The organism is Gillisia sp. Hel1_33_143 (assembly GCF_900104765.1).
Lineage (GTDB): Bacteria > Bacteroidota > Bacteroidia > Flavobacteriales > Flavobacteriaceae > Gillisia.
The window spans coordinates 2,132,294-2,152,269 of the sequence record NZ_LT629737.1 but is presented as its reverse complement, the minus strand read 5'-3'; the positions used below and the strand labels follow the sequence as shown (position 1 = coordinate 2,152,269).

General features: G+C 33.4%; 18 protein-coding genes. 7 read left to right on the top strand and 11 right to left on the bottom strand.

Annotated elements, in window-relative coordinates; all coding sequences use genetic code 11:
* Positions 1-292: 292 nt before the first annotated feature.
* Positions 293-1,252, bottom strand: coding sequence for a GSCFA domain-containing protein (locus BLT84_RS09885; RefSeq protein ID WP_091265137.1), 960 nt, complete (start codon positions 1,250-1,252; stop codon positions 293-295).
* Between the two features lie 57 nt (positions 1,253-1,309).
* Positions 1,310-3,922: an alanine--tRNA ligase gene (gene alaS, locus BLT84_RS09880; RefSeq protein WP_091265132.1), complete on the bottom strand. Its 2,613-nt coding sequence runs from the start codon at positions 3,920-3,922 to the stop codon at positions 1,310-1,312.
* 133 nt (positions 3,923-4,055) lie between these two features.
* Between alaS and BLT84_RS09875 the strand changes: the two genes are divergently transcribed.
* Genes BLT84_RS09875 through BLT84_RS09855 form a run of 5 tightly spaced genes read left to right on the top strand, consistent with a single transcriptional unit; the run spans position 4,056 to position 7,224 of the window.
* Positions 4,056-5,033, top strand: a complete 978-nt coding sequence (locus BLT84_RS09875; protein WP_034891044.1) for a M23 family metallopeptidase — start codon at positions 4,056-4,058, stop codon at positions 5,031-5,033.
* Entirely contained in the window at positions 5,033-5,362 is a 330-nt protein-coding gene (locus tag BLT84_RS09870; RefSeq protein WP_034891041.1) for a MerR family transcriptional regulator, read from the top strand. Before BLT84_RS09875 ends, BLT84_RS09870 begins: the two co-directional genes overlap by 1 nt.
* 1 nt (position 5,363) lies before the next feature.
* Entirely contained in the window at positions 5,364-5,963 is a 600-nt protein-coding gene (locus BLT84_RS09865; protein WP_034891038.1) for a LemA family protein, read from the top strand.
* An 8-nt stretch (positions 5,964-5,971) separates the two neighbouring features.
* On the top strand, positions 5,972-6,412 hold the full coding sequence (locus BLT84_RS09860; protein WP_091265128.1) for a TPM domain-containing protein: 441 nt from the start codon (positions 5,972-5,974) through the stop codon (positions 6,410-6,412).
* Positions 6,412-7,224 (top strand): TPM domain-containing protein, encoded by an 813-nt coding sequence (locus tag BLT84_RS09855; protein WP_034891032.1) that lies wholly within the window; start codon positions 6,412-6,414, stop codon positions 7,222-7,224. Before BLT84_RS09860 ends, BLT84_RS09855 begins: the two co-directional genes overlap by 1 nt.
* 100 nt (positions 7,225-7,324) lie before the next feature.
* On the opposite strand, the gene der is transcribed toward BLT84_RS09855, so the two are convergent.
* Positions 7,325-8,629: a ribosome biogenesis GTPase Der gene (der, locus tag BLT84_RS09850; protein WP_034891029.1), complete on the bottom strand. Its 1,305-nt coding sequence runs from the start codon at positions 8,627-8,629 to the stop codon at positions 7,325-7,327.
* A 217-nt stretch (positions 8,630-8,846) separates the two neighbouring features.
* On the opposite strand from der, the gene BLT84_RS09845 reads away from it, so the two are divergent.
* A complete protein-coding gene (locus BLT84_RS09845) occupies positions 8,847-9,413 on the top strand; it encodes a pentapeptide repeat-containing protein (RefSeq protein WP_091265124.1) in 567 nt (188 codons plus the stop codon).
* Positions 9,414-9,445: 32 nt separating this feature from the next.
* Here the strand turns inward: BLT84_RS09845 and serA are convergent, their stop codons facing one another.
* From serA to trhA, 3 genes are all read right to left on the bottom strand, one after another.
* Positions 9,446-11,338 (bottom strand): phosphoglycerate dehydrogenase, encoded by a 1,893-nt coding sequence (gene serA / locus BLT84_RS09840; protein ID WP_091265120.1) that lies wholly within the window; start codon positions 11,336-11,338, stop codon positions 9,446-9,448.
* A 253-nt stretch (positions 11,339-11,591) separates the two neighbouring features.
* Positions 11,592-12,023 (bottom strand): hypothetical protein, encoded by a 432-nt coding sequence (locus tag BLT84_RS09835; protein WP_091265117.1) that lies wholly within the window; start codon positions 12,021-12,023, stop codon positions 11,592-11,594.
* A gap of 119 nt (positions 12,024-12,142) precedes the next feature.
* On the bottom strand, positions 12,143-12,802 hold the full coding sequence (trhA, locus tag BLT84_RS09830; RefSeq protein ID WP_091265115.1) for a PAQR family membrane homeostasis protein TrhA: 660 nt from the start codon (positions 12,800-12,802) through the stop codon (positions 12,143-12,145).
* 283 nt (positions 12,803-13,085) lie between these two features.
* On the opposite strand from trhA, the gene BLT84_RS16160 reads away from it, so the two are divergent.
* Positions 13,086-13,250 (top strand): hypothetical protein, encoded by a 165-nt coding sequence (locus BLT84_RS16160; protein ID WP_172822450.1) that lies wholly within the window; start codon positions 13,086-13,088, stop codon positions 13,248-13,250.
* Here the strand turns inward: BLT84_RS16160 and BLT84_RS09825 are convergent, their stop codons facing one another.
* From BLT84_RS09825 to BLT84_RS09805, 5 genes are all read right to left on the bottom strand, one after another.
* On the bottom strand, positions 13,251-14,090 hold the full coding sequence (locus tag BLT84_RS09825) for an alpha/beta hydrolase (protein WP_091265112.1): 840 nt from the start codon (positions 14,088-14,090) through the stop codon (positions 13,251-13,253).
* Positions 14,091-14,171: 81 nt separating this feature from the next.
* Positions 14,172-15,566 (bottom strand): NAD-dependent succinate-semialdehyde dehydrogenase, encoded by a 1,395-nt coding sequence (locus BLT84_RS09820; RefSeq protein ID WP_091268178.1) that lies wholly within the window; start codon positions 15,564-15,566, stop codon positions 14,172-14,174.
* Positions 15,567-15,756: 190 nt separating this feature from the next.
* Positions 15,757-16,815, bottom strand: coding sequence for a phytase (locus BLT84_RS09815; RefSeq protein WP_231929283.1), 1,059 nt, complete (start codon positions 16,813-16,815; stop codon positions 15,757-15,759).
* Positions 16,816-19,179, bottom strand: coding sequence for a GumC family protein (locus BLT84_RS09810; RefSeq protein WP_091265108.1), 2,364 nt, complete (start codon positions 19,177-19,179; stop codon positions 16,816-16,818).
* Positions 19,180-19,185: 6 nt separating this feature from the next.
* The gene (locus tag BLT84_RS09805; protein WP_051931231.1) at positions 19,186-19,881 is read right to left on the bottom strand and encodes a polysaccharide biosynthesis/export family protein; all 696 of its coding nucleotides are present in this window, start codon (positions 19,879-19,881) and stop codon (positions 19,186-19,188) included.
* Positions 19,882-19,976: the final 95 nt, after the last annotated feature.

The following is a 19,976-nucleotide window of genomic DNA, read 5'->3' as shown; positions in this document are numbered from 1 at the left end:
TCCATAAGCTTTAAAATTCTAAAATCTACCCCAACAAATTTTAGAAACTAAGCATTAATTTTGAACTAATTTTAATAATTATTTAAGATGTAGTTCTACTCTTATTGCTTATTTAAAATTACAAAAATTTAATCACCAAACAAGTAAATCTCCTTAAATTTTTATATTAATTATGTGTTTATCAGAAAGATAGCTTTAAAATCTTAATAGATATCAACAAAATAGAAGACACAGATTATTAACAGTTTTGAATATAAAGAATAGAAAAAATCGAGGATTTATAATTTTTAAATCAGAAACGCATCCAGGAATGATCTTTTACTAACAAATCTATATTTTCCCTTAACTGAGATATGAACTTTTTATGCGCTTCAGAATTTTCATTAAATGGTCTATGATTTAAGCCTCTATGTATGGTTTCCACCTTCTTCATTACATCTAGCTCCTTTGGAAGCACCCAGGCATCTAAGAATTTATTCCAGATATATGAAATAGCTGTGCTGTTAGGATGAAGCAGATCTTCTTTATAAAACCTATAATCTCTAAGATCATCCATCATGATCTCATAAGAAGGAAAATAATCAACCTTTAAACCGCCATCTTTTTTGATTTTTAAATTCTCATGAATGGCAGTTAAAAGATGCGCTTTGCTTAATTGATTTTCTAAGAGACCATCTCTAAGATGCCTAACAGGAGAAAGTGTATAAATTAGTTGTATGTCACTATTAAGTTTACATAATAACGATTGAATGGAATGTAATTTACCAGTTATTTCTTCTATGCTCATTAGCTTTTTCACAAATTCCTTTTGAGGTAATTTATGGCAATTAGCAACAGATGTTTCTGTTTTTAAATGATAATATTTCCATGCTGTTCCTAAAGTAAGTATGATGTGCGAAGTTTGATTTAAATAAGACCTGCTATGTTGCAGTTGAACATTTAATCTTTCTATTAAATTAGAACTACTTTCATCGCTAAGTTCTGAGTGTGCATCAAAACTATGCCAGCGTTCATTATGATAAAAAATATCTGCAGAGGTAAACTCATAGCCCTCCACTACTTTTCTTAAAAAATTTTCTAAGGCTGAAGGGTGATATAGAATTCCAAAAGGATTCTTATAATTCTGAAATTGATAAAGATCTAGTTTCTCACCAATATTTTCCACAAAACATGAGCCGAGCAAGAAGATCTTAGAGCGATAACTAATTGCATTATCTTGGGGGGAAACCGATACTTCTGTTCTAAACTTCATAATATTTAAAATTAGATAAAAATAAACCCCGCAATTAAGAAACGCGGGGTAAGTTTATTAGTTTAAATATTCTCTTGATTTTTGCAAGGCTTCCGCTATTCCTTCAGGTTTTTTACCCCCCGCAGTTGCAAAGAAAGGCTGCCCCCCTCCTCCACCTTGAATAAATTTACCAAGTTCGCGTACTACCTGTCCTGCATTCAAACCTTTTTCTGCTACTAATTCTTTTGAAATGTAACATGATAATAATGCTTTGCCATCTTGCTCTGAAGCTAGTAACAAAAACAAATTATTCTTATTTTCTCCTAACTGAAATGCAAGATCTTTAATTCCATTAGCATCTAGATCTACTTTCTTAGCAAGAAAATCTATTCCGTTAATAGATTGTATTTCTGTTTGAAGTTCTACTTTAAGGTTTTTAGCCTTTTCTCTTAATAATGTTTCAACTTGTTTCTTAAGAGACGCATTTTCAGATTGTAATGATTGTATAGACTTTACCGGATCTTTAGCATTCTTTAATTCTGAATTGATCTGATGAAGGGTTTCTGCCTGATCTGAAAAATATTGTTTTACAGCATCACCGGTAATAGCTTCAATTCTACGAATTCCGGCTGCTACTGCTTCCTCAGAAATAATTTTAAAATACCAAATATCTGCAGTATTCTGAACATGCGTACCACCACATAGTTCCATAGAGTCTCCAAACTTTATGGCTCTTACAGAATCTCCATATTTCTCCCCAAAGAGTGCAATTGCACCTTGCTCTATAGCATTATTATACGTAATTCCCCTTTGTTCAAATAAAGGAATTTGCTCTTTGATGCGCTTGTTAACAAAGGTTTCTATTTCCTGTAATTCTCCTGCACTAAGCTTACTGAAGTGAGAAAAATCAAATCTTAGATAATCCGGACTTACCATAGAACCTTTTTGTTCTACATGAGTGCCTAAGATTTTTCTTAAAGCTTGATGTAATAAATGTGTTGCAGAATGATTTGCCTGAGAGAGATCTCTTTTTTCAATATTTACCTTGGCCTGCAGCGTTCCAGAAATATCTGAAGGTAATTTTTTAGTAAAATGAATAATTAAATTATTCTCCTTCTTAGTATCAATTATCTTTATCGTTTCTCCATTCTCGGTCTCAAGAATTCCTCTATCACCAACTTGTCCACCACCTTCAGCATAAAATGGAGTTCTATTAAGTACTAATTGATAGATCTCACCATCCTTCTTACTATTAACCTTTCTAATTCTTGTGATCTTTACTTCAGAAGATCTGTGATCATATCCTATAAAGTTTTCAGATTCCTCTTCTCCTAATATCTGCCAATCTCCGGCAGTTACAACAGAAGCAGCTCTTGACCGATCTTTTTGCTGCTGTAATTCAGACTTAAACTCAGCTTCATCCAGATCATATCCGCGTTCTCTCAATATAAGAGCAGTAAGATCTATAGGGAAACCAAAGGTGTCATATAATTCAAAGGCTTTTTTACCTGAAACAGTTTTTCCGGTTGTATTTTCTATAATATTTTCTAGTAGCACAAGACCTTGGTCTAATGTTCTAAGAAAGGACTGTTCTTCTTCTCTAATTACATTCTCACAAAGCGTTTGCTGAGCTTTAATTTCTGGGAAAGAATCTCCCATCTGCTTGCTCAAAGTAGCTACCAATTTATAAATAAATGGTTCTTTAGTATCTAAAAAGGTAAAGCCATATCTAATAGCTCTCCTTAATATTCTTCTTATAACATATCCTGCACCGCCATTGCCTGGTAATTGCCCATCTGCAATAGCAAAAGCTACAGCTCTAACATGGTCTGCAATAACTCTAATAGCTATATCTACTTTCTCCGTTTTGCCATAAGGAGTATTGGTAATAATTTCTATCTCTTTTATAAGAGGTGTAAATACATCGGTATCATAATTAGATTTTTTATCTTGCAATACCATGCAAAGCCTTTCAAAGCCCATTCCGGTATCTACATGCTGCGCAGGTAATTTTTCTAAAGATCCATCTGCTTTTCTATTAAATTCTATAAAAACCAAATTCCAGATCTCTACTACAAGAGGATGATCTGCATTTACTAGATCTCTACCAGGGATCTTAACTTTTTCCTCCTCAGATCTAAGATCTACGTGAATTTCTGAACTTGGACCACACGGCCCCTGATCTCCCATTTCCCAGAAATTATCTTTTTTATTACCCATGATAATTCTGTCTTCAGGAACAATCGCTTTCCAAAGATCAAAAGCCTCCTTATCTAAAGGCATATTATCATCTTCGCTTCCTTCAAATACAGAAACATATAAAATATCTTTGTTCACCTTAAAAACTTCGGTAAGTAATTCCCAAGCCCAATGAATTGCTTCTTTTTTGAAATAATCTCCAAAACTCCAATTCCCAAGCATTTCAAACATAGTATGATGGTAAGTATCCATCCCTACTTCTTCCAAGTCATTATGCTTACCACTAACTCTAAGACACTTTTGGGTATCTGTAATTCTAGTTTGCTTTGGCACTGTGTTTCCAAGAAAATATTCCTTAAATTGATTCATTCCTGCATTGGTAAACATCAGGGTTGGATCATCTTTAATTACCATAGGTGCAGATGGCACAATGGTATGAAATTTAGATTTAAAGAATTCGAGGTATGTTGAGCGTATCTCCTTAGATTTCATATGGCCAAAAAAGGTCTAATAATTATTAAATTATGTGGGTGAGAAAACAATTTTTATATTTGTTCGTTTCTCATAACCATTTGCAAGGTTTTTGCAGTGCTTAATACTGGCAAAAATAGCATATTTTTAATTTATGACGAAGGTTAAATATTATTACGATAGCGAGACGCTTTCCTATAAAAAAATTGAACGCCGTAAAAGCCGAAAATTTGGGATCGCCTTTGTAGGAATTGCGGGAGCATTTCTTGCCGGGCTTATACTGCTCGTGGTTTATTTGAATATTCCAGGTATAGAAACCCCCAAAGAAAAAGCGCTTAAGAGAGAATTGCTGAACATGCAATTACAATACGGAATTCAGAACAAAAAGATGGATCAAATCCAGAACGTTCTTGCTGATATTGAAGATAGAGACAATAATATATATAGACTATATTTTGAAGCCAATCCTATTCCAGAAGAACAGCGCAAAGCAGGTTTTGGAGGTATAAACAGATATAAGAATCTAGAGGGTTATGAAAACTCTAAACTTATAATAGATACCGAAAAGAGGATGGATATTCTTACAAAACAAATTGTTGTTCAGTCCAAATCTTTAGATGAAATAACAGTTCTAGCAAAAGAAAAAGAACAACTGCTCGCAGCGATCCCTGCAATACAACCTGTCAAAAATGAAGACCTTAAGAGAATTGCTTCCGGATATGGCTGGAGAAGTGATCCTTTTACCAAGGTTAAGAAATTTCATTACGGAATGGACTTTTCTTCCCCTCGGGGAACTCCTGTTTATGCCACCGGCGACGGAAAAGTGGAAAGGGCAGATAATAGAGCAACCGGTTTTGGAAATCATATAGAAATAGATCATGGGTATGGATATACCAGCCTATATGCTCATTTATATAAATACAATGTAAGAGTAGGTCAAAAAGTAAAACGTGGAGATGTAATAGGTTTTGTTGGAAGCACCGGTAGATCTGAAGGTCCACATTTACATTATGAGATCTATAAAGATGGAGAACGTATAAACCCTATTAACTTCTATTATGGTAACTTATCTCCAGAAGAATTTGACCAGGTTCTTATTAAAGCACAACAAGAAAACCAATCTTTAGATTAATGCATGTAGATCTTCCAGAAAAACGATATTATGCTATTGGCGAAGTTGCTGAAGCATTTGGTGTGAATACCTCTCTTATCAGATTTTGGGAGAAAGAATTTGATGCACTAAAACCTAAAAAGAATGCCAAAGGCAATAGATTATTTACGCCTCAAGACATAAAGAATCTAGAGCTCATTTATCATTTAGTGAAAGAACGTGGATTTACCTTAGAAGGTGCAAAAATCCATTTAAAAGAGGAAAAGAAGAAAACTCTCACTAACTTTGACATTATCCGAAAATTACAATCGGTAAAATCTGAATTAACCAATCTCAAAAATCAATTATAGTATGAAAAAGTGGCTTATTCCAGCAATTGTTATTATTGTTCTAGGTATTATTATTTATAGCTTAACTGTAGGCTTTAATAACAAAGCGGTAACTAAACAAGAAGATGCTAGATTAGCATGGTCTAACGTAGAAAGTTCATATCAGAGAAGAAATGATCTTATTAGCAATCTTGTAAAAACCGTGAAAGGAGCTGCAGATTTTGAAAGAGGTACGCTTACAGATGTTATAGAAGCTAGAGCAAAAGCAACGTCTGTAAATATAGATCCTGCTAACATTACTCCAGAGCAAATGGCTCAATTCCAGCAAGCTCAAAGCGGAGTTTCTTCTGCATTATCAAGATTACTAGTTACTGTAGAAAGATATCCAGAATTAAAAGCAAATCAGAACTTTCTTCAGTTACAATCTCAATTAGAAGGAACTGAAAATAGAATTAATGTAGCAAGAAATAGATACAATGAGGGTGTTACAGAGTATAACAAATACATTAGAATTTTTCCGAATAGCATGTTTGCCGGATGGTTTGGATTTGACCCTATGGTTAGATTTGAAGCAGATGCAGGTTCTGAAAATGCACCAGATGTAGACTTCGATTTTAATTAGTAAAAGCTATGAGTAAAGTTGAAAGATTCTTAACAGAAAAGGAAGAGAAGGAAATTGTAGATGCTATCCGTTCTGCAGAAAAGGCAACTTCTGGTGAAATTAGAGTTCACATTGAAAAATCTCATGAAAATAAAGACATCTTTGAAAGGGCTATGGAAGTTTTCCATGCCCTTAAGATGGATAATACAAAGCAAGATAACGGGGTACTTATCTATGTAGCTGTAGAAGATCGGAACTTTGTAATCTATGGCGATAAAGGTATCAATGCAGTTGTTCCAGTAGATTTCTGGGAGAGTACAAAAGATACTATTGTTACTCACTTTAAAAATGGAAATTTCAAACAAGGACTTATCGATGGAATTTTGAAAGCTGGGGATCAGCTTCAAAAACATTTTCCATGGGATGAGAACGATGTTAATGAACTTCCAGACACTATATCAAAAGGCTAATGCTACCAATTAAAAGACTTTTATTTCCAGTACTATTTTTTATTCTTGCATTTTCTTTAGCAGGCTATGCTCAGAGAGATATACCTCCTAAGCCTAGCAAGCAGACCAGTGTCTATGATGAGGCAGGAGTTTTGTCTGCACAAGAAAAGAGCATGCTGGAGCAAAAATTAATTAATTATGCAGATACTACTTCTACACAAATTGTTATCGCTACCATTCCCTCATTAGAAGGAGAGTATATTGGACTTTATGCTCCAGAATGGGCGCAGGAATGGGGTGTTGGACAATCTAAAGAAGATAACGGACTTTTAGTGCTATTAGCTAAAGAAGATCGAAAGATATGGATCACAACAGGTTATGGTTTGGAACAATATCTAACCGATGCCAAGTCTAAAGACATTATCGAAAATATCATCCTACCAGACTTTAGAAATAACAACTTCTATGGTGGGTTGGATAAAGGTACTTCAGCTATTTTTGAGGTATTGAATGGAACTTTCAAAGGTTCTAGGCCTCAAACCGAAAGTAGTAATGGGATTCCTCCACGACTCATAATTATTGGTATCTTTTTTATCATTTTTATAATTTCACTTATCAGAAAGAATAAGAATGGTGGTGGCCCAGGAAGCAGAGGCGGAATGCGTGGTGGCTTATTAGATGCCATTATTTTAAGCAGCCTTGGAAGAGGTAGCTTTGGTGGCGGAAGCTCTGGCGGATTTGGCGGAGGCGGAGGCTTTGGCGGCGGAGGCGGTTTTGGAGGCGGCTTTGGCGGTGGAGGTTTTGGTGGTGGTGGTGCTGGTGGAAGCTGGTAATTATAACTTTAATAAATATACATTTTTGATAATCTATTTAGAATAAATAAAAAATCCCATCAGCAAGAACTGATGGGATTTTTTATTAGATATGTTTACCTTATTTCTTTCTAAAATATACTGAAATTGGTACTCCTGTAAAGTTATATACTTCTCTTAGTTTATTCTCTAAATAACGCTTGTAAGGATCTCTCACATATTGAGGCAAGTTACAGAAAAATGCAAATTGAGGCTGAGGCGTTGGTAATTGCATACAGAATTTGATCTTTACATATTTACCTTTCCAAGCTGGTGGTGGATAACTTTCTATAATAGGAAGCATCGTATCGTTTAACTCACTTGTTTTTATTTTCTGACTTCTCGCTTTGTAAACATCTACAGCGGTTTCTATAGCTTTAAAAATACGTTGCTTAGAATGTACAGAGATAAAAACAATTGGCACATCTGTAAAAGGCTCAATCTCACGTCTTATCGTTTTTTCATATTCCTTCAATGTATTGGTTTCCTTTTCCATCAGATCCCATTTATTCACAAGAATAACTACACCTTTACGATTACGCTGTGCCAGCCAAAAAATATTTTGAACTTGACCATCAAACCCACGAGTTGCATCTAGAACTATTAAACAAACATCACAATTTTCTATAGCTCTTACAGATCTCATTACCGAGTAAAATTCAAGATCTTCTTTCACTTTAGATTTACGTCTTATTCCTGCAGTATCTACAAGATTAAACTCAAATCCAAAACGGTTGTATTTTGTATCTATAGAATCACGAGTAGTACCTGCAACATCGGTTACGATATAACGGTCTTCCCCAATTAATGAATTTATAAATGAAGATTTCCCTGCGTTCGGTCTTCCTACCACAGCAAATCTTGGCAATTCTGTTTCGTCGTCATCTTCAACCTCGGGCAATGCTTCAATTAGAGCATCTAATAATTCTCCGGTTCCACTACCATTTGTACTAGCAATAGGAAAGTAATCCCCTAAACCTAGAGAATAAAATTCTACAGCATTTTCTAAACGCTTTGAATTATCTACTTTATTAACCACTAAGAATACAGGTTTCTTAACCTTTCTTAAAAGTTTGGCTACATCTTCATCCATTCCGGTAATACCGGTTTCAACATCTACCATAAAGATTATAGCATCTGCTTCATCTATGGCAAGTTCTACCTGCTTATCGATCTCAGTTTCAAAAACGTCATCACTTCCTTTTACATATCCTCCAGTATCTATTAAAGAAAATGGTTGCCCATTCCAATCAGATTTTCCGTAATGTCTATCTCTTGTTACCCCACTAACGGAATCTACAATTGCTTCTCTACGCTGAATTAATCTGTTAAAAAAAGTGGATTTCCCAACGTTTGGTCTCCCTACAATGGCTACAATATTGCCCATATCGACTTAAGTCTTTTATTAATGTGCAAAAATAGTTCTTTTTAATTGAATATTATTCGCACTTTGATTGGAATTTATATCTAAACTTCTTATCAAATTACTATAAATTTGATCACTTTAATAAAGCAGTACTCATTTTTGAATCTATTAGATAAATAATAACCTTCTATAAAGCGAATTTTGATATTTCAGAATAAATAAATCGTAGTCCCTTTACATGAATTATATTGAGAACGAAGAATACAATGGAACTAATTTTAATGAACAACCTCTTGAAAGTGGAGAATATGAAAGTTGTATTTTTTTGAATTGCACTTTCACTACCACCAATCTTTCATCTTATACTTTTTCTGACTGTGAGTTTATAAATTCTGATCTAAGCAATGCACTTTTGAAGCATACAACGTTTAGAGATTGCATTTTTTCTAATTGTAAATTATTAGGTTTGAGATTTGATGAATGTAACCCGTTTTTACTTTCATTTAGATTTAAAGATTGTATTCTAAATTTCTCTTCTTTCTATTCCTTGAAGATCAAAAAGCTAATTTTTGAGAACTGTAAATTAGAACAGGTAGATTTTGCAAATGCAAATCTACCTGATGTAATATTCTACAACTGCGATCTAACTGCCTCAATCTTTGAAAACACCAATCTGGAAAAAGCAGATTTTAGTAGCGCTTCAAATTTTAGCATAGACCCGGAAAAAAATAAACTTACCGGTGCTAATTTTTCTTCAAATAACTTGGCAGGCTTACTAGATAAATACTTGCTTCAAATTAAATAAAAAAGCGATGATCTCTCTTCGCTTTTTTATATCTAATACAAGATCCTAAATTTAATAGTGTCTTTAATTTCTTTTAGTTCTTTCACCACTTCAATATTATAAGCCTTATCAATATCTGTAATTACATAACCAATAGTCTCATTGGTTTTAAGATGTTGACCAACAATATTAATATCATTTGCAGCAAGAACCCTATTTATATGGGCTATAATTCCCGGCTTATTATGGTGTATATGAATAAGTCTGTGAGCATTCTCTAAAATAGGCAGTTGCAAATTCGGGAAATTAACGCTGTTAGTAGTGCTCCCTGTATTTATATATTCTATAATCTTCCCTGGAACAAAATTACCAATATTTTCTTGTGCCTCTTCTGTACTTCCTCCTATATGCGGAGTTAATATAACATTTGGTAATCCTTTCAAGGAAGACTCAAAATTCTCTTTATTGGTTTTAGGCTCAGACGGAAAAACATCTATCCCTGCCCCATTAACTTTTCCAGAATTTATATTATTCTTTAAAGCTTCTATATCTACAACATGTCCTCTACTAAGATTTAGAAAGATCACGCCATCTTTCATTTCTTTAAACTGCTTCTCTCCAATAAGATTCTTATTTTCTTTTCTTCCATCTACATGAAGACTTACAATATCTACAGTTTGTAGTAATTCTTTAAGGCTATTACATTTGGTAGCATTACCCAATGCCAGTTTTTCTACCAGATCATAATAATACACATCAAACCCTATAGATTCTGCCATAACAGATAGTTGAGCACCAATATTTCCGTATCCAACAATACCTAATTTTTTCCCTCTCACCTCATAACTATGGCTAGCAGATTTATCCCAATTGCCCTCATGCATTTTTGCAATCTTATCTGGAAGATTTCGCATTAAAAGAATGATCTCCCCTATTGCCAATTCTACTACAGATCTTGTATTGCTATAAGGTGCGTTGAATACTGCTATTCCCTTTTTAAGACATTCCTCCAGATCTATCTGGTTGGTTCCAATACAGAAGGCTCCAACGGCAATTAATCTATTGGCATTATCTAAAACTTTTTTGGTTAACTGTGTTTTAGAACGAATACCTAATACAGAAACATCCTTAATTTGTTCTGCAAGTTCATCTTCATCCATAGCACCTGTTTGCAAACTTACATTATACCCCTCATTTTTCATTATCTGTAAGGCATCAGGATGTACGTTTTCTAATAACAATACTTTAATACGGTTCTTTGGATAGGAGATAGCTTTATTCATTTTATGTACATATAAGAATTCATCTAAGCTAGGAGTTATATGATCTGCTTTTTCTGTTACTTTATCACGTTCAATATTCTCTGTAAAAGCATAAAACTTATTTGCCAGTCCGGCAGCTTTTATTTCATAATCTGTGTATCCATCTCCAATAACATAAACGTCTCCTTTTAGATCTAAGGCTTTTAATTGCTCTACTTTACCATTGTTGGAGGAAAGTACATTTTCTTTATCAAACCCTATAATTTTACCTTCATCATCAAATACAAAGGTGTTGGCAAAAACATTTTCTTCTTTAATTCCAAGCTCCTTTACTATTGGTACAATAAATTCTTTAAAACCGTTAGATACTATATATATATGGTCACTATTTTCCTCAAAGAAGGCTTCATTCCTTACAAAAGAAGTAGAGATCTTACCCTTCAATACATCAATAAGTGGAGCCAGGTGATTCTTGTTTGCTTTTAGAAGATCTAATCGTAAACTAAGAGATTCTCTTAGCGCCAGCTCTCCCCCCATACCTCTATCTGTTAGAGATTTTAGCTCTTGAAGTCTTTCATCTTTATCTGGTTGATTTTCCAAAGAGATCTCGCCTAGAACATCTAAGGCTTCTACTTGGGTAAAGGTGCTATCAAAATCTATTACGTAATGTCTACTGCTATTCATGGGTTGTTATTATAGAGGAATATGAAAATTCATTATCAAAAATAAGATAATTAAAATAGCAAGACTGTTGATAATAAGTGAATGTTATATTAAATCTGAAACGATCGTAAAATTGAAATAACAGCAAAAAGAAATATTCCAATTTAGAATACCTATTAGTTAGGAATTACTTAAAAAGTACTAATTAAATGGATATAATATTGAGGTTTTACTAATATTTATTCGAAAAATAAAAAACAGCAAATTACACTTTTTAAGGATTAAAGAAATCATTAATGTACAAGATAAGTTGCTTCTCAGAAAAGTTCCCTTTATTTTGTACCGCTATAAATTTACCATGGTACTGCTGATCTAATTTCAGTTCATTATAAAATTGATCCTTAACCACTCCCGGTCCAAGAATTAATATATCTTCAAAGCTGATCAATTGTTCACGTAGCTTTTTAAAATACTTTTGAAGGTTTGGAATGTGTGACGTACTAATCCTTGATGATCTTAAACCACAGAGATCATATGAAAATTGAATTTTATTAATTCTACTATAATCTACAGTTGATTTATTGTTATTTAAAATATTAGACGAAATTGTCTCCAAAAATATGGCATTTCCATCCCTAAACTCTATTAAACAAGCCTTAGACTGGTCTATCCAAATTCCCACTTTTCTTGTAGTGAATGTCTGCATACTAAAGATGAAATTATTTGATTAAAGACAGGTATATTATAAATATAAAGAACTTATAATGTAGACCCTATGATACTTATCACATTAATATTCAATAATATAAATAATGATAATAAAAATTATTCTGGTAAGACGTAATTATAAATAACTAGAAAATGACAGAAAGTTCCTCCTAGTACAAATAAATGAAAGATGGCATGGTTGTACTTTATCTTATCTAAACTAAAAAGTATAGCTCCAACGGTATACAAACCACCACCCAAGAAAAGAAGAACTACTCCAGATAAAGAAAGTGAAGATAATAATGGTTTCAGGAACACCACTATAATCCATCCCATTACCACATACATAATGGTAGAGAACGTTTGGAACCTACCAATAAAAAATAGCTTCAGAATAATACCGGTTAAAGCCATGATCCATACCAACGAAAATAGAGTCCATCCCATCCAACCTTGTAATGTTATAAGAGCAAAAGGAGTATATGTGCCTGCAATAAGTATATATATACAAGCGTGATCTATGATATTAAGTACATATCTACGCTTTAATGATGTAGCACTATGATAGAAAGTAGAGGCTGCATACAACAGTATCATACTCGCTCCAAAGATACTAAAGCTAATAATATGCAAGGGTTCTCCCAGCTCTATTGCTTTTAAGATCAAGAGCACCAAACCTATTAAACTAAGTAAAAATCCAAAACCGTGGGATAAAATATTTAATTTTTCCTCGAAGGGTGGATAATACACAGGTTTATTCTCGTTGCTAAAAGCCATTTAATTAAAGGTTAAGACAGTAATTTTCAAGTTAATGAAATTGTTTAGAAATTAGTAATATCTGCTAAGATGCTTTATTTAAAACTTCACTTCACATTAATATGTGCCGATAACCAAATTATGAATGAATTAATATTGATAATAGAAAAGGATCCTGAAAATCTACAATTTTCAATCACTCCTTCTTAATAGTTCATTAAAGTTCTTGGAGATCAGCAATATTCTATAGTAGAAAAATTTTCAGCTATCTTTGCAAAGATCTATACATTAAATTTTACTTAAGATGCCTAAAAAAGGAGTTGAAAAAAACGCCGCTAATAAAGCTAAGCACACCAAACTTTTAAAACGAAAGAAAGATAAACTTAGAATTGAGAAGGCAGCTCATAAAGAAAAATTAAAGGCTATTTTTAAGAAAGCACAGGAGGAAAAAGAAAAGCAGGCAGAATAGTTAAGAGTTATTATTTATAAAATTAATAATTTCTTTATATCTATTATTCCAAGACCAAAAATATTGAGTCATCATAGGAATGTGCTTTTTATTGATATATTTCACCTCCACCTTAGGTTGAAATGCTTTAAGTTTTTCTAAGAACCTTTTATTTCCAACCTTAATAGACTCATAGGTTTTATCTCCAACGTAAATAAGCATGGGCGGTGTTGATTCACTCAAATAATTTATTGGGGAGGCGTCCTTCCATTGTAAAGGGTCGTTCGTCCACGTTGTTAAATAATTATCTGTGGTGGTAGGTGGATTATTCTCTAGATAATGATGCATATCCAAACCTGCAGCATCATTTAAAATTATACCGGAGATATCTTTTTCCTGAATACCATATTGGCCATCTAATGCCGCCAAAGCAACAAGATGTCCACCGGCAGAATGTCCGGTAAGAAATATCTTCTCAGGATCTCCTTTATAATCAGAAATATTACTTTTAGTCCATTTTATAGCTTGCGCTATTTCAATTGCCATTTCTTTATAACTAGCCTCTGGACTTAGCGTATATCCAACTACAACAGTTACGATTCCTTTTTTAGCGAAATTATTTCCAAAGAAACTGTAAAGCTCCTTTTTACCACTATTCCAATTCCCTCCATGCACAAATATTAGAACCGGTAATTTTTTTGAGGTTCCTTTTTTAGGACTGAAGATATTCATCTTTGGTTCCTCTTTAAAACTTTTAGCTGCCTTCTTGTTTAAATAAGATACATCTTCAGTTTTATTAACCGCACAAGATGAAAACATCAGAATAAAAAATAAAAGGAAATATGGGATTTTGATTGTCATAAATTTGATAAATAACGTATTAAAATAAAAAAAAGGCTGAGGAGATACCTCAACCTTTTTCTCAAAAAATAATTCTTGCTCTTATGAATTTAAGCTCATTATAGCTTTTGCATTAATAAATTCATGCATTCCAAATCCACCATGCTCTTTACCATACCCAGAGTTTTTAGTTCCTCCAAATGGCATATTTGGTTGTGCCACTCCAAATGAGTTAATAAAGATCATTCCAGTATCAAAATATTTACTTGCTAGCTCAATTGCTTTGTCCTCGTCTTTGGAAAAAATTCCACCACCAAGACCAAATCTACTATCATTGGCAATTCTTAGCGCGTCTTCGTTATCTTTCGCTTTTATTAAAGATGCTACCGGTCCAAAAAGTTCATCATCATATGCAGGCTGTCCAGGTTTAACATTCCCAAGTACTGTTGCTGGATAATAGAAACCTTTACCTTCAGGCATTTCTCCACCACACAATATCTCTGCACCATTCTTAACACTTTTTTCTACTTGCTCATGTAAAGTATCCCTAAGATCTTCTCTAGCAATTGGTCCAAGCTCTGTCTCTTCTTTCGTAGGATCTCCATGCTTGATGTTACTCATTGCCTTTACAAATCCTTCCTTAAATTTGTCGTATACTTTATCTACTACAACGAATCTTTTGGCTGCTACACAGGTTTCTCCATTATTGTAGATTCTACCAGTAACACATGTTTTAACTGCTAGATCTATATCTGCATCATCCATAACGATGTATGCATCATTAGAACCTAATTCTAAAACTGTTTTCTTCAGAGCTTCTCCCGCTTTCTTACCAATAATTTTTCCTGCTGCAGAACTTCCTGTAAGCGTAACCCCTCTAACAAGATCATTTTCTATAATAGCATCAGATTGATCGTGATCAATTCTCAAAACGGTAAAAAGATCTTTTGGCAATCCGCCTGCTACAAATATCTTCTCCAGTAATAATGCAGAACCGGTAACATTCTCAGCATGCTTCAATAAGATTCCATTTCCAGTCATCAAATTAGCAATAGCATATCTCATTACCTGATATGTTGGGAAATTCCAAGGCTGTATTCCATAAATTACTCCTAATGGAGCATAAGAAATTATTCCTTTACCGCCATTAGGTAGCGTACGGTGAAGATCTTTTAATTCTTCAGGTCCATTATCTGCAGTCCAATCACAAATTCCTTTACATAATTCAATTTCACTTACACCTTGAGAAACGAGTTTTCCCATCTCTGATGTCATAAGTTCAGACAATTCTTTTTGATGATCTATAAGACTTTTTCCTATTCCTCTAAGAACTTCAGCACGTTCTTCATGGGTTTTCAACCTCCAATCCAAAAATGCTTCATGACATTTTTTTACTGCATCATCTGCTTCCTTATCTGTCATTATCGGATAGTTTTTCAACTTTTCTCCGGTTGCAGGATTAATAGTCTTTAATTCTTTACTTTCACTCTTTGACATAACTTCTTTTTTTTTATTCATTTTTCAAATTCAGACCCAAAAAGGTTTGATTTTTCTAGCAATTCAAAGTTATCATTTTAAAGACTGAAGCTCTCCCAATCTGCTGTTAAAGCACTATTAATGAAAGTATAAAATCTGTAACAACATAATTCTATACCGCATTTTTGTAAGTTAATATTAGTATTTAGACTTAGTCTAATTGATATAAATTCAAATTGATAAAATGAAAGGTTTTATCATTGTCCATAGCTACAAAAAGACCTTTCTCAAAATTTTTATTTCCTATTAAAGAAGAAAATTCGCATCCATCTGACTGTTTCGTACCTAAATCTATATCTTTTATATATTGATTAGTATCTCTTGTAAAAACACTAAATGTATCATTTTGTTGATTGGAAACTATGATATAACCCAATCCTTTATCTCTAGGTATTATAGCAATCCCCTCACTATCCCGTTTAAAGATCTTATGTCCAAAACTTCCAACCTCCTTATTTCCTAAATTTGGTTCAGCATAATACTTCCGAATGCCATAAGTTTCATCAGAATAATAAATAAAGCCCAACTCATCATCTACCGCTATAGATTCTATTTCTTTTTTTTGGCTGAATTCCCCAAACTTCCTTACAAGTTCAATTTTAAAATTTCCTTTAAGAGCAATCAATTTATATTGATACAGATAATCATATTGAGGCCCATTTTTTCTACTAATTATTATATAAACCGTTCCATCTAATGGTGATTTATAAATGGCTATCCCCATGGGTAAATTAAAAGATTTCTTAGTTTCATTTTCAAAAACCTTCAGCCCACCGTTATCTATAGGTTTCATATCTGGAACGGAGAAAATTCTTATTTGATGCTTATCTCTTTCTGAAACAACTAGAATATCTACGAGAACATCATTAATTGTAGCAACAGCATATTCTATATCAATATTATTTGGGTACGCTAAACCTTTAAGAACCTTATCTTTTATTATTTTCCCATCGAGATCGAAAGCATAAACTGCTCCATCAGAATTTTTATCGGTACCAAAAATTATACTCTTAGAAGAATCTTTTTTATTAAACCATATCGCCGGATCATCGGTATCATAATCTGTTTTTTCTGTTATGATTTGCGCAGTAGTGTTATCACCTTTTACTTGTGAAGTGCACGAAGAATGTATAAATATAAAGCTCATAAGAAGGCAAAATCCAATACCAATTTCGCTTACTTTACAGTATCTTAAGGTTGTGGATTGCATTTAAGACTTAATTTTAATATTCTTCTTATTGCCATCACCGTAGCCATAACCGTATTTATTACCATATCCAAGATTTGTAATATCTACATTGTTAAGCACAAACCCCAGATTATCCAATGTTCCAGCCTCGTTTGCATCAGAAACAAATTCAATTAAATTCTTATTTGTAAATCCGGCTCTCACTACATAAAGTATTACATCTGCGTACTTATTAAGAGAAAACGTATCTGCTACTAACATAGCAGGAGCAGTATCTACAATAATATAATCATATTTAAGTTGAATCTCGCTAATTAGAACTTCCATCCTTTTGGAGCCAAGCAATTCTGAAGGATTTGGCGGAATGCTCCCAGAAGATAAAATATCTAAATGCTCCGAAAATATAGAGTTGCCAATTAGATCTTTAAGGTCTAATTTCTCATTCGAGATATAATCGCTAACCCCTAGTTTCTGACTGTCCTTTGGCTTAAAAGGTTGAAGTTTCGGACTTCTAAGATCTCCTCCCAAAATAAGCACCTTCTTTCCCTTATTGGCATAAGTGATGCCTAAATTAATTGATGTAAAGGTTTTCCCTTCTCCTTTAATAGTAGAGGTTACAAAGATCACTGCACCTTTATCTTTATATGCTGCCTTAGATAATAGAAATTGCATATTGGTTACCAGGATTCTAAAAGACTCCGCAAGCACAGATCTATCATTCTGCTGAATTGTGAAATGTTCTTTAGCTCTCACTTTAGGAATTTCTCCCACAAACGGAATATTACTTTCTAAAAGTTCAAGATCTTTTCTATTTCTCACTTTATTATCCAGAATATCTTTCAAATATATGATTGAAAAAGGAACGAATAAACCTAGAATAATACTTCCTAATAAAATATTTCTAGGCACAGGATATATTCTATTACCGGCACTGTAAGCCTGGTCTACGATCTTTGCTTTAGGAGCAGTGATTGCTAAGGCCAAAGAATTCTCTTCTCTTTTTTGTAATAGAAATAGGTATAAAGCTTCCTTAATATTCTGCTGACGCTCTATTCCTCTATACTCTCTTTCTTGTGAAGGAACCGCCATGATCCGGGAACCTATACTATAAGCCTGCCGTTTCATTTCTCCTTGCGAAATCTGAAGATTTGTTCTCATACCTTGTAATCCCTGAACAATATTTCCTTTTATCTGCCTAAGTGTATTGTTTAATCTAACAACCACAGGATTCTCGTTGGTAGAACTTACCAGAATTCTATTCCGTTCTAAGATCAGATCATTATATTCATTTATCTGCTGGTTGATACCACCTTCCTGTATACCTAAATTTGCGGGCAAAAGGTCTGATCCGGAGCTGGAAGAAATATATTCCAGTACTGCCTGAGAAAGTTCCATTTGCGTACCTACTTCTTGTAATTTTCTATTGTATTCACTCGCATTTTGTATGAACATCTGAGATTCTGCATTAATATCTGTTAACCTGTTATCTTCCTTAAATTCTTCTTTCCCAGTTTCTACAGATTCTAGTTCTGCATTAATAATGTCTAATCTATCATTTATAAAACTAGCAGTATTTCTGGCTATTAGATTTTTATCGTCTATAGCATCCCTATTAAATTCATAAATTAATTGATCTATTATTTCTTTTGCCTTTTGTTTTACAGGATCTTGTAATGCTAACTCAATAACATTAGAGCTCTTACCACCTTGAATAAGCTGAACCTTATTTCGGTACTTTATAGCTTCCTTCTCTATATTGCTAAACTTAATAGTTATCTCCGGAAGCTCTTTAAAATTGGAATTGGTTACTAATACTACCTCTGCAAAGTCTAAAGAAAAAGGTACTCCTGCTTTGGCTATAAACGATTTTTCGTTCTTAAGATTCCTAACCGAAAAATAGGAATCCTTAATAGGCCTAAAAGCATATTTAGCACCTCCCAGACTTTTTAATTTATCGTCATCAAATTTTAGCACTTTTAAATTAAAAGGATGATTTTTATAAACTTCAATCTCTCTAATATTCCCTTCCATGAAATACCTAATATGAATATTAAGAGTTTTTACCACATCTTTCATCAATCTTCTAGATCTTAGAATAGCTAATTCTTTCTCTAAACTATTGGTACTTAGACCACTTATAAAACCCAGATTTTCATAAGCAGACATTTCAGAACCAGAACCGTTGGCATTCTCTTCATTTATAATAATAGTTGCCGAGGCGCTATAGATAGGGGTTGTATATCTTATATATGTATAGCCAGCTCCTACTGTTACCATAACACAAATAAGAAACCAGGGCCAGTATTTCAGAAATTTACCTATCTCATCTCGTAGCGATACCTTTTTAGAACCACTCGATTTAGAAGTATTTTTTATAGATACCATGACCTACTATTTAGTAAGGAGAATCACCAATGAAATAATAACCGAAGCTATAGAAAGATATCTGGAAGCTAGGCCTAAACTACTTGCAGATTGAACTTTAGAGAACTTTGGCTCTACATATATAACATCGCGTTGTCTTAAATTGTAATATTGTGATGTAACAATTCTTGCATCTGTGAGATCTAGGTATTCATTAATCTTTTCTCCATTTTCTTCTCTCATTATTAAGACATTCTTTCTATTTCCATAGATGGTAAGATCTCCTGCCATACCTAAAGCTTGTGCGAGATTAATATGATCATCTTCAATAGTGAACGTGCCAGGATTTTTTACTTCTCCTAGTACACTAATCTTAAAGTTTAGAATTCTCACATTAACAATAGCATCCCTTACGTAAATGCTTATATCTGATTTTATCTTATCTGAAAGTTGAAAATTGGTCATACCATCAACCTTAATGGTACCTATTATTGGAAATTCTATAGTTCCAGTATTAGAAACCATGTAGGTTTCTAACTGTACAGAGCCGGGTAATCTATCAGAAGATACCACAGATTTTGTAAGGTTAAAAGGTTGTGCGGCTTCCTGCTCTGTTGCAGAGACACGGATGGTTAAAAGATCTCCAGGTTTGATCTTTAAATTATCGTCTAAATTAAAATCTATTCTACTATTTACTTTCTCAGGATCCTGGAAATAAGTCATCTCTTTGGGAGAAACACAGGAAGTCACTATAAAACTGGCTAATAAAAAAATTATGATACGAGTAATACATCGGGAGGCTTTCATATTTATATATA

Excerpts from the sequence above, each read along its gene's own strand:
- BLT84_RS09845 (WP_091265124.1), top strand. The coding sequence starts at position 8,847 with ATGAATTATATTGAGAACGAAGAATACAATGGAACTAATTTTAATGAA.
- BLT84_RS09810 (WP_091265108.1), bottom strand. The coding sequence starts at position 19,179 with ATGGTATCTATAAAAAATACTTCTAAATCGAGTGGTTCTAAAAAGGTA.
- BLT84_RS09835 (WP_091265117.1), bottom strand. The coding sequence starts at position 12,023 with ATGCAGACATTCACTACAAGAAAAGTGGGAATTTGGATAGACCAGTCT.
- BLT84_RS09815 (WP_231929283.1), bottom strand. The coding sequence starts at position 16,815 with ATGCAATCCACAACCTTAAGATACTGTAAAGTAAGCGAAATTGGTATT.
- BLT84_RS16160 (WP_172822450.1), top strand. The coding sequence starts at position 13,086 with ATGCCTAAAAAAGGAGTTGAAAAAAACGCCGCTAATAAAGCTAAGCAC.
- BLT84_RS09865 (WP_034891038.1), top strand. The coding sequence starts at position 5,364 with ATGAAAAAGTGGCTTATTCCAGCAATTGTTATTATTGTTCTAGGTATT.
- BLT84_RS09805 (WP_051931231.1), bottom strand. The coding sequence starts at position 19,881 with ATGACTTATTTCCAGGATCCTGAGAAAGTAAATAGTAGAATAGATTTT.
- BLT84_RS09855 (WP_034891032.1), top strand. The coding sequence starts at position 6,412 with ATGCTACCAATTAAAAGACTTTTATTTCCAGTACTATTTTTTATTCTT.
- BLT84_RS09825 (WP_091265112.1), bottom strand. The coding sequence starts at position 14,090 with ATGACAATCAAAATCCCATATTTCCTTTTATTTTTTATTCTGATGTTT.
- BLT84_RS09885 (WP_091265137.1), bottom strand. The coding sequence starts at position 1,252 with ATGAAGTTTAGAACAGAAGTATCGGTTTCCCCCCAAGATAATGCAATT.
- BLT84_RS09870 (WP_034891041.1), top strand. The coding sequence starts at position 5,033 with ATGCATGTAGATCTTCCAGAAAAACGATATTATGCTATTGGCGAAGTT.
- BLT84_RS09875 (WP_034891044.1), top strand. The coding sequence starts at position 4,056 with ATGACGAAGGTTAAATATTATTACGATAGCGAGACGCTTTCCTATAAA.
- BLT84_RS09820 (WP_091268178.1), bottom strand. The coding sequence starts at position 15,566 with ATGTCAAAGAGTGAAAGTAAAGAATTAAAGACTATTAATCCTGCAACC.
- alaS (WP_091265132.1), bottom strand. The coding sequence starts at position 3,922 with ATGAAATCTAAGGAGATACGCTCAACATACCTCGAATTCTTTAAATCT.
- serA (WP_091265120.1), bottom strand. The coding sequence starts at position 11,338 with ATGAATAGCAGTAGACATTACGTAATAGATTTTGATAGCACCTTTACC.
- trhA (WP_091265115.1), bottom strand. The coding sequence starts at position 12,802 with ATGGCTTTTAGCAACGAGAATAAACCTGTGTATTATCCACCCTTCGAG.
- BLT84_RS09860 (WP_091265128.1), top strand. The coding sequence starts at position 5,972 with ATGAGTAAAGTTGAAAGATTCTTAACAGAAAAGGAAGAGAAGGAAATT.
- der (WP_034891029.1), bottom strand. The coding sequence starts at position 8,629 with ATGGGCAATATTGTAGCCATTGTAGGGAGACCAAACGTTGGGAAATCC.